This window comes from Streptomyces sp. NPDC054956, from assembly GCF_053609185.1.
In genome coordinates this window covers 1-9,593 of sequence record NZ_JBSGXB010000293.1, presented here as the reverse complement: position 1 = coordinate 9,593, position 9,593 = coordinate 1, and the positions used below count along the sequence as shown (strand labels likewise).

8 protein-coding genes are annotated in these 9,593 nt (G+C 72.0%); 5 read left to right on the top strand and 3 right to left on the bottom strand.

Going from position 1 to position 9,593, the window contains the following annotated elements:
* The 3 genes from ACWGDE_RS31605 to ACWGDE_RS31595 all read left to right on the top strand — a co-directional run.
* Positions 1–2,082, top strand: a 2,082-nt coding sequence (locus ACWGDE_RS31605; RefSeq protein ID WP_453392463.1) for a hypothetical protein, incomplete at its 5' end; no start/stop codon positions are given.
* 294 nt (positions 2,083–2,376) lie between these two features.
* Entirely contained in the window at positions 2,377–3,120 is a 744-nt protein-coding gene (locus ACWGDE_RS31600; RefSeq protein WP_453392462.1) for a class I SAM-dependent methyltransferase, read from the top strand.
* A 392-nt stretch (positions 3,121–3,512) separates the two neighbouring features.
* Positions 3,513–4,796 (top strand): extracellular solute-binding protein, encoded by a 1,284-nt coding sequence (locus tag ACWGDE_RS31595; protein WP_453392461.1) that lies wholly within the window; start codon positions 3,513–3,515, stop codon positions 4,794–4,796.
* Positions 4,797–4,905: 109 nt separating this feature from the next.
* Here ACWGDE_RS31595 and ACWGDE_RS31590 read toward each other — a convergent pair whose 3' ends face one another.
* Both ACWGDE_RS31590 and ACWGDE_RS31585 read right to left on the bottom strand, forming a co-directional pair.
* Positions 4,906–6,387 (bottom strand): hypothetical protein, encoded by a 1,482-nt coding sequence (locus ACWGDE_RS31590; protein ID WP_453392460.1) that lies wholly within the window; start codon positions 6,385–6,387, stop codon positions 4,906–4,908.
* Between the two features lie 76 nt (positions 6,388–6,463).
* Positions 6,464–7,033, bottom strand: coding sequence for a dienelactone hydrolase family protein (locus ACWGDE_RS31585; RefSeq protein ID WP_453392459.1), 570 nt, complete (start codon positions 7,031–7,033; stop codon positions 6,464–6,466).
* A gap of 57 nt (positions 7,034–7,090) precedes the next feature.
* On the opposite strand from ACWGDE_RS31585, the gene ACWGDE_RS31580 reads away from it, so the two are divergent.
* Positions 7,091–7,729 carry an ArsR/SmtB family transcription factor gene (locus tag ACWGDE_RS31580; protein ID WP_453392458.1) on the top strand — a complete coding sequence of 213 codons (639 nt, stop codon included), beginning with the start codon at positions 7,091–7,093 and terminating at the stop codon, positions 7,727–7,729.
* A gap of 15 nt (positions 7,730–7,744) precedes the next feature.
* On the opposite strand, the gene ACWGDE_RS31575 is transcribed toward ACWGDE_RS31580, so the two are convergent.
* Positions 7,745–8,083, bottom strand: coding sequence for a hypothetical protein (locus tag ACWGDE_RS31575; protein ID WP_453392457.1), 339 nt, complete (start codon positions 8,081–8,083; stop codon positions 7,745–7,747).
* A 136-nt stretch (positions 8,084–8,219) separates the two neighbouring features.
* Between ACWGDE_RS31575 and ACWGDE_RS31570 the strand changes: the two genes are divergently transcribed.
* A complete protein-coding gene (locus ACWGDE_RS31570; protein WP_453392456.1) occupies positions 8,220–9,434 on the top strand; it encodes a hypothetical protein in 1,215 nt (404 codons plus the stop codon).
* Positions 9,435–9,593: the final 159 nt, after the last annotated feature.

The following is a 9,593-nucleotide window of genomic DNA, read 5'->3' as shown; positions in this document are numbered from 1 at the left end:
CCCCTGGCCCATCTGGGCTTCCTCACCGGCGCCGGGGTGCTGCTCGCCCGCCTCGTCGAGGACGGGCACGCCGACACCGCCGTCGCCGGGCCCCCGGGACGCGACTGGACCGCCGGCGCGCTCCTCGCCCACGTCCGGTCCGAGGCCGGCCGGCTCACCGCGGCCTTCGACGCGCGCAATGCCACCACCACGGTCGGGGACCTGTTCCGCACCCGCCTCGCGCAGCGCCCGCTCCTCGACGAGCCGCTGCCGCTCGGTCTGCGTACGCCGGTCACCCGTCCCGCCGCCGTCGCCGCGGCGGCTGCCGTCGCCGTGACGCCCGCCGCCGGAGCGGACGTCTCCCAGGACTTCGCCTCGCTCGTCCGCGAGGCCCGCCGCCTGTCGGCCGCGGGGCACCCGGGGGAGAACCGGCTCTGGGCCCGCATCGAGGAGCGCCTGGCCGACGGCAGCGCCACGTACGACGACGAGCTCGGTCCGCGGGAGCTGCTGGAGGCGGAGCTCGCCGAGGAGCGCGGGTACCGGCTCGCCAAGGACGACCTCGACGGTGAGGGTGCCGCGGAGCTGAAGCGCGCGGCCGAGCTGTACGAGGGCCTGGGGATGCCGTGGCAGCTGCTGTCCGTACGAGCCCGTTCCCTGGCCTGGCTGAGCAGCTCCGACGGAGCGGACCGGGAGTCGATCCGCGAAGGCCTCGACGCCATCCTGGCTGAGGCGGAGAGCCTCGCGGCCGTGGCCCCGCTGACGGCGGAGCAGGAGCAGGAGTACCTCGGCGTGCACTACTCCGCCACCTTCGCCGCCTACCAGGAGGCGCTGCGGCACCTGCCGGAGGCCACGGGGCCCGTGGCGGACCGGTTCGAGGAGCGGGCCCGGACGCTGCGGGACGAGGCGGAGCGGCTGTCCGCACCCCACCAGACGGCCAACGCGCTGGTGCTCGCCGCGGACCTGGCCGGCCGCGGAGGTGACACGCCGCGCGCCGAGGAAGGACTGCGCGCCGCGATCGCCGCCCTGGACGCCTCCACGCGGCCCTGGCGCGGTTCGCGCCCGCGCGCGCTGCTCGCGCAGCTCGTGCTCGCCAACGGTGATCCGGAGGAGGCGACGGAGCTCCTGCACCGGGCGCTCGCCGACGCGGCCCGGTACGACGACACGGACTTCGCGGTGGCCCCGACGTACTCCCTGCTCGGGCACGCGGCCTCGCACGCCGGGGACTTCAACGGGGCCGTACGCCACCTCTCGGAGGCGGCCGCGCTGTTCGACCAGGACGGGAGCCACGAGGACGCCACCGACGTGCGCATCCAGCTCGCCGACGTCCTGGCGCGCGGCGGCCGGCAGGCCGATGCGGTGGCCGTCCTGGAATCCGTCCTGGCGGACGAGGCCGGGGCGTCGGGCGAGGACCGGCCACTGGCCCAGGCCCGGCTGTCCCTGGCGCGCGGGCTGCGGGGGCTCGGTGAGTTCCTGCCCGCGGCCGAGGAGTTCCTGCGGCTGGCGGACACCGTCGCCGCGTGGGAGGAGGACCGCCAGGTCCACACCCTGGTGGCGGGGGAGGCCGCCACGACGCTGGCGATGGCCGACCGGTGGGACGCGGCGGCCACGGCGTACGAGCGCGCCGTCGCCTCGCACGCCGAGGCACCGAACCCGTCGCTGATCATCCACATGATGTGCGAGTTCGCACGCCTCACGATGGCGTCCCGGGAGGCCGAAGGCCTGGACGCGGCCCTGGAGCACCTCGCGCGGGCCGACGCGGTTCGCGCCGCGGTCCCGCAGGACACGGAGGACTTCGCCCCCTGGTACGAGCGCGGCAACGTGCACTACAGCCGCGCCCGCGTCCTCGCGGAGGCCGAACGCTTCGAGGAGGCCCTGGCCGAGGCCGAGGCCGCCATCGCCTCCCACGAGGAGGGCGGCGAACCCGGCGAGGTTCCCCGCGCCGAAGCGGTCCGGATCGCCGCCCTGATCGAGGGCAACGGCCTGGCCCTCTTCCAGCAGGCCGTCACCCGCCTCACGACAGCCGCGACCCGCTGCCACCGGGCCAACCTCCCCGAAGCCGCCCACATCCTGGAAGCCCTCCGCCAGGACTACCAGAACCGCTGACCCCCGCCGGGCCGACGGCGCGACCTCCCGCGCCACCGGCCCGGCACGCGGCCCGACCGGCCGACGCTCTTCCTGTCCATGTACCAGACGGGCATCATCTTCGGCTCGGCTCGGCTCGGCCTGCGGGACTGTGCGGGAGGCCGGGGCGGTGTCTGGATTTTCGTGGTTTCCGCCAAGGCTGACGGTCCACCAGTTTGGTGGAGACTGCCAGGCAGTGGCCGCGGCCGGTACGTGCCCCCATCGCGGGGCCGCCGCGGCCCATTGCAACGCGGAACGCAACGGGGAGAGATCACGATGAGTGCGCAGCAGCAGTACGACGAGATCGGCGAGGCCTACGAGGGGTTCAAGGCCCTGCCGTTGGAACAGTACGCGGTGGTACCCAGCTTCCTGGCGTTGGTCGGGGACGTGAGCGGAAAGTCGGTCCTCGACCTGGCCTCCGGAACCGGCTTCTACAGCCGGGAGTTCAAGCGGCGCGGCGCCACGGACGTCCTCGGCATCGACATCTCCGGTGAAATGGTCGCCGTGGCACAGCAGTTGGAGGAGGCCAACCCGCTCGGCATTCGGTACGAGGTGGGCGACGCCTCCGAACTGCGGTCGTTCGAGGAGCCCTTCGACATCGGCCTCGCGGTGCAGCTGCTCAACTACGCGCCGGACATCGCCACCACGGAGCGGATGTGCCGCAACGTGCACCGGAGCCTGAAGCCGGGCGCTGACTTCTACCTGCTCAACCAGTCGCCCGACTTCAGCTTCGACGGGCCGCAGCCGGAGAAGTACGGCTTCCGCAGCGTGCTCACCGGCGACGAGGTCGAGACCGGCCCGCAGGTCAGGACCACGGCGCTGCTCGACCAGCCGGTCTCGTTCGTCGCCAACCGGCCGCGCCGCGACGTCTACGAGTCCTGCCTGAAGGCGGCCGGGTTCACCGACCTCACCTGGGTCCCGGTGGAGGTGTCGGAGGCCGGCCTGCGCGAGTTCGGCGCGGACCACTGGGCGGACCTCGCCGCCAACCCCCCGCTGGAGATGCTGCGCTGCCGCGCCTGACTCCCGTCCGGGTCCCGTGGTCTGCCCCGCGGGACCCGGAAGCGGCACCGGCGCTCGGTGAGCCGTCGGTGACGCCCTGCTCCAGGCCTTCGAAGGAGGCCTGGAGCATTTTGCTGTAGCCCGCTGCAGCCCGCGTCATTGCCGACATGGAGCAGGGCGGCGTCGGGTCGGACGAGGTCTACGCGCGTCCGGATTGCCCATTCCATGTCGGAAAGCACCAAGAGGAAAACCCCCGGTTGGATTATCGGCCACACATGGGTCTCCAGCGGAATCAAAAGCGCCAACGTCAGGAGATGATTCCGGCCGACAGGCCATGGGGCATCCCGGCCCGCTGTGGCATGCGCAGTTGTGAGATCCAAGCGAAGTCCGAGCGAAATCAGGGGAACAGACCCGTGCGACGAAGGATTCTCGGCACGATCGCCACCGCGGTTGCGATCGGCCTGTTGGTGACGGTCTCCGGATGCGGAAGTTCCGAAGACGCCGCAGGTGGCGAGGGCACGCTCCGTCTGGTGGCCGCCGAGTACGGTGACACCCCGGCCACGAGTTCCAAGGTCTTCTGGAACAAGGTGACGGCGGATTTCACCGCCGCCAACCCGGACATCAAGGTCAAGGTGGAGCTCCTGCCGTGGGCCGACATCGACCGTGAGGTTTCCCGCATGGTCAAGGCCGGCAAGGCGCCGGACATGGCCCTCATGGGCTCCTACTCGGATTTCGCGGCGCAGGGCAGGCTCTATTCCGCGGAGGAGCTCTTGTCCGTCAGTACCGAGGCGAATTTCCTCCAGCCCCTCGCCGAAGCCGGATCCGTCCGCGGCACGCTCTACGGCCTGCCCTTCGTGGCGAGCAGCCGTCTGCTCTTCTACAACGAGGCCCTCTTCGAAAAGGCCGGCGTCAAGACTCCCCGGACCTGGAACGACCTCAAGGCCGCCGCCAAAGCACTCAAGGACAAGGGCGTGAAGTTTCCGTACGCCCTGCCCCTGGGCCCGGAGGAGGCGCACGCCGAGGCGATGATCTGGGAACTGAGCAACGGCGGCGGCTACGCCGACAGCAGCGGCAACTACAGCCTGGCCTCGGAGCGGAACGTCCAGACCTGGAACTGGGTCAAGGCGAACCTGGTCGGCGCGGGGCTCACCGGCCCCGTCCCGCCGGCCGAGCTCAACCGCGCCGACGCCTTCGCCGCCTTCCTGCGCGGCGAGGTCGGCATGCTCAACGGCTACCCCTCGCTCTACCACGAGGCGCGCGCCAACGGCATCGGGGTCGGCACCGTGGCCATGCCGGTCTCGGACACCCTCGGCTCCGGGGAGAGACCGCCGACCGTGGGCGTGGCCGACTGGATGATGGCGTTCAAGGAGAACGGGCACCGGGCCGAGATCGGCAAGTTCCTGGACTTCGTCTACCAGGACGACAACCTCTCGGACTTCGCCGGCCGTTACCACCTGCTGCCGTCCACCGCCTCCGCCGCGCGCACCCCGGCCGGCGGCGGCCTCAGCCAGACCGACCAGGATTTCCTGAACGCCCTGCGCACCGCCCGGCTCTACCCGGTGAACGAACCCTCCTGGGTGACGGTCAGCGACACCATCAAGCGCAACATCGGGCGCGCGGTGGCACCCGGCACGGAACCGAAGGCCGTCCTGGACGAGATCGCGGCGAAGGCCGCGGACGCGTCGGAGAAGCACTGAGCTCGAGCCGCGGTCCTGGGTCGGGCACGGAACACGGCGTTGCGGCGCAGCAGTTCGGCGAGTTCCGCGACGGGCCGGCCGGCCGCGTCGACGTGGACCGTGGTCCCGCTCAGCGTTCGACGCCGGCGACGTCGAGGAGCCGGTGCATGAGGTCGTGGGGGAGCGAGGGGTTGCGGGCAGCCGTTCGCGCCATGTCCTGCCCGGTCACACCGAGGAGTTCGACGAGGCGGGAGAGCGGCAGCGACGGGTGGGACGCCGCGTGGTGCCGGACCAGGTCGCTCGGGTCGTGGGAGAGGCGCTCGACGAGCTCCGGCTCGATGTGCGGGTCGCGCAGGGACGCGTACCTCAGGCGGTGGTTCGGGTCGTCCGCGAACCGGGCGAGGCCGGGCCGGGCGAAGTTGCCGCGGGACGTCAGCAGGACCCACTGCTCGGAGTCGGGGAGCATCTCGAGGAGGAGTTCGTGCGGGGCGTGGTCGTTCTCGCACAGCATCGCCCTGACGTAGTGGTCCTCGTCGGTTGCCAGCCGCTCGATCACATCGGCGGGCAGTTCCGGCGCACACGTCACGCTCCGGCGGAGCACGGCGTGACGGGAGGCCGCGATCTCCCGCAGTGCGTCGGGGTCGTCGAAGTGTTCCCCGACCCAGGTGGCAATCGGGTAGCGCTGTTGCGGGGCGGTGTAGTCGATCGCCGCCCGCTGCTCTTCGGTCAAGTCCGCGCGCGTGGACAGGGCGAGCCGTACGGAGGGATCGGGGTCGGCGGTCAGTGTCAGGGCGAGGGATGTGGGCAGGTGCGGGTTCCTGGCGGCCCACTGGCGTATCGAACGGTCCTCGTGGCTGACGAAGAACGCTGCCGGCGCCGCTTCGACGGGTCCGGCGGAGACGGCTGCGAAGCGGCGGTCCTCGTCCGTTTCGGCGAGGAACTCGCTGACCGTCGTCGGCAGGGGCGGCTCGACCCGGGTGGCGTGTACGAACGCCGCGCGCACCAGGGGATCGGGGTCGGTCCCGGCAGCCGCCCGGACCTGCGCGGGCAGTCCGGGCCAGCCCCGGGATCCGACGGCCGCGGCCCGGACGCGGGGGTCGCGATCCCCGGTGAGCGCGAGGAGGTTCGCCTCCGGCAGACCCCTGAGCCCGGCGGCCATGCTCCTCGGTCCGGAGTATCGACTGGTCGCCACTCGCACGATCACGTCGACCGGCAGCTCGGCGTCGAACGACTGCGCGATCGCGAGCATGCGGCGTTGCACCTTCGGGTGCGCGTCCTCGGCCAGAGCCCCGTGGATCTCCGCGGGCAGGTAGGGATTGCCGGTCATGATCTCGCGGATGTCCGGGTCGGGGTGTGCGAGGGCGGTCCGCGCCGCGACCGGCGACAGCTCGCGCGTCCCGAGCAGACGCCAGGCCTCGGGCGGCGGATCCATCGTGAACACGCGTCGCACCACGGAGTCCGGGGCCGAGTGGTTCGTGGCGAGCCCCACGATCCAGTCCACGTGCAGAGCGGGCTCGTCCGCGAGCAGCCGTAGGGCATCCGCACGAGCCGATTCCGTCGCCCCGGAGCTGCCGAACGCGACCGGTGTCAGCTGATCGTTTTTGTCCACCATGGAGTGATCATCGCAAGCCCTGTGCGGCCGTCCTCGACCATGACCCGCCTCGACCACGACCCGCCGAGAACCGGCACTAGCGCGTGCCGAGGAACTCGATCGCCCGATGGGTCAGGAGTTTGGCGGCATCCGGGTCGTGGGAGGGCAGCGAACTGTCCGCGAACAGGTGCTGGTCCCCGGGATACAGGAACAGCTCCGCATCGGCGCGATCGGAGACGAGCGCGCGGGCGGCGTCGACGTCCTCGGCGAAGAACGGATCGGCCTCCTTCGCGTGCACCTGCACCGGCACCCGGTCGGGCCATTCCGCACCGAACTCCGACACGGGGATGCAGGCATGGAACAGGAGCGCGCCCCGCGCGCCCGCTCGCGTCTGCGCCAGCTTCTGGGCGGGCAGCACGCCGAGCGAGAAGCCGGCGTACACGACTTCCCGCGGCAGGAGTTCGGCCGCGCGGACGCCGCGCTCGGTGATCTCGCCGAAGCCGACCTGCTCGACGTAGCCCATGCCCTCTTCGAGGGAGCCGAAGGTGCGCCCGTCGAAGAGGTCGGGGGTGTGGACGGTGTGGCCGGCCGCGCGGAGTTCGTCGGCGAAAGCGGCGACTCCGGGCGTCAGCCCCTGCACGTGATGGAACAGTACGACCTCTGCCATGCCCCAGCCCCTTGCTCATGGGTAGCGAATGATCCGGAACTCCAGAATAATCGAAGAGTGTCGAACAATCCCAGCATCCCCGACTACGAGCTCTCCGACATCACGGAGGTGACGGCCCCGGCCCAGCTCCGCGCGCTGGCCAACCCACTGCGCAACGCCATCCTCGAACTGCTCCTCGAACGCGCCGCGACGGTGAGCGAACTGGCCGCCGCACTCGGCCGGCCGAAGAGCACGGTCGCGCACCACGTGAGCGCCCTGGTCGATGCCCGGCTGCTGAAGGTCGTGCGGATCCGCCGGGTGCGGGCCATCGACGAGCGCTCCTACGGCCGCACCGCGCGCATCTTCCGCGTGGGCACGGTCGGCCCGGCCGGCGGGGGCTCCGCGCCGTACTGCAACAACGATCTCGCCACGGCGGCGGCCGAGTCGGCGCCCGCGCACGAGGCGGATCAGCTCTCGTCGATCGTGCGGCACGTGCGGATCCCGCGGGAGCAGGCCCAGGAGTTCTGGGCGCGGGTCCTGGAGCTCGCCAACGACTACGCGCGGCTGCCCCGCGGGGGCGATGTGGTGTACGGCTTCGCGGCCGGGCTCTACCCGACCGACCATCCGGCGCTGCCGGAGGCTGCGTCCGACTCCGAGTCTCCGTCCGCTGCAGGGACCGGGGCCGCCGCGGACCGACCGGCCCGCCGGGTCACGTGACCCGGCGGACGGGACTCAGTCCCCGATGAACCAGAGGTAGCTGCCCTGCGTCGCGGCACAGGCCTTCAGCATCGCATCGAGATCGCGCACGGCGTCCGTCTGCGTCTCGTACGTGCACTTCTCCAACAGACCGGCGATCTCCTGGAGCGCGGCTTCCGCCTCCTGCTCGTTGAACATCGTGTCGCCGTACGGGTCCACCCACCAGAGCTTGCCCGGGCCGTTGGCCTTCAGCGTGGCCAGCACCTGAGCCAACGCATCGCCGTGTTCGTACGAGCTTCGAAGAAGCGTCGTCTCGGACTTCTTCCGGTTGTGCCGCCTCGGTCGCTCGGAATGCAGTTCGAGCTCAATACCCATGATCGCCTCCTGGGCAGCAGCGTAGCCAGCCTCGTGGCAATGGCCCAAAACAACCCCTCGCGGAGACGGGCGGAGGCGAGGTCCCGGTGCGGATATCGAGCGGAGACCGCCCGGCTCCGGCGCGTACCATCCCGGGATGCCGAAGACGATCGAGACGCTGACCCCGGAAGCCGGGCGGACCGACACCGAGGGACTCCGCGGCCACGACGCGGACAGCCTCGCGCGATACGTGGCCGACACGGCGCAGCCGTGGTGGCGCCGCAGGGCCTGCGCGCAGGCGCTGGCCGGCCGGGTGCCGCGGCAACGCGTGGCCGAACTGATCGAGTGCGTGCGGGACGCGGGCGACGTGGCCGAGGTGCGCATCGCCCTGCTGGACCTCCTCGCGGACCGGCCGGAACTGCTCCCCTGGCTGCGGCACGAGGACCGGATCCGGGAGGGCTCGTACGGCGTGCCGGAGGCGGTCCTGAAGACCCGGGCCGCGCTCGGCGACCGTACGGCGGTGGGCGCCTTGGCGACGCTCGCCTTCAGTCAGTGGCGTCGCGAGCGGGAGACCGGCGAGGCCGGGCTGGACGCGCTGGCCGCCCGGCACGGGGTCGAGGCGGTACTGGCCGAACTCGACGGGGCCCGGCCCGAAGACCGCGCCATCGGGGTGCGCCTGCGCGGGCTCGCCGGCGAGGACGTCACCGACGCGCTCACCGACCCCGACCGGGGCGTCGCGCACCGCGCCCAGGCGCTCCTGACCGACCCCGAACGGCTGCGCGGCTACCTCGCCGGGGCGCCGACCGTGGAAGCGAAACTGTGGGCCCTGTACGCGCTGCACGGCCTGACCGGTGACACCGCCGAGACCCGCAGGGCGTACGAGGCGCTGGGGCGGCCCCGCGTCGAGGTGGCCGGCCTGGACGGGGAACTGCGCGCGGCGATCGTCCGGGAGTACGGGCCCGGATGCGCGGAACGGAGCGATCCGCGGTGGCGGATCGAGGCCCTGTGCACCGAGCCGTCCCCGGGCCCGGACCCGGCCGAGCAACTGCTGCGGGCCACGGCCGCGCTCACCGCCGCGGGGCTCGCGCCGAAGGCGCCGGTCTCCTGCGGGGAGGTCAACCAGCAGGGGGACGGTACGTACCACGTGATCCGCTACGGCGAGAGCGACGGCGAGGTGCACATCAGCACCCTGGGCCGGTTCGCCACCGACGACGAAGACGACCCGGCCGCCCGCGAGGCCCTCGAATCGGCCGGCTTCCGCTGGATCGACGAGACAATCGGCTCGATCCGCGTCACCGGCCTCGACGTGTACTACTTCGGCAGCCGCAACCCGCTGGACGTCCACACCCTGCTGTTCTACTGGCAGGACTAGGGGCTGCGCGGGCAGGGCCCCTCGGGAGGGCCCCGGCCGCGGGGGCCTCGCGGGCCCCGGTGCGTCAGATGTCGAGGAAGCGAACGTCCTTGGCGTTGCGCTGGATGAAGGAGCGCCGGGCTTCGACGTCCTCACCCATCAGCACCGAGAACAGGTCGT

Bases quoted from the DNA above. Each gene is read 5' to 3' on its own strand.
- ACWGDE_RS31600 (WP_453392462.1), top strand. From the start codon at position 2,377: ATGAGTGCGCAGCAGCAGTACGACGAGATCGGCGAGGCCTACGAGGGG.
- ACWGDE_RS31590 (WP_453392460.1), bottom strand. From the start codon at position 6,387: ATGGTGGACAAAAACGATCAGCTGACACCGGTCGCGTTCGGCAGCTCC.
- ACWGDE_RS31585 (WP_453392459.1), bottom strand. From the start codon at position 7,033: ATGGCAGAGGTCGTACTGTTCCATCACGTGCAGGGGCTGACGCCCGGA.
- ACWGDE_RS31575 (WP_453392457.1), bottom strand. From the start codon at position 8,083: ATGGGTATTGAGCTCGAACTGCATTCCGAGCGACCGAGGCGGCACAAC.
- ACWGDE_RS31570 (WP_453392456.1), top strand. From the start codon at position 8,220: ATGCCGAAGACGATCGAGACGCTGACCCCGGAAGCCGGGCGGACCGAC.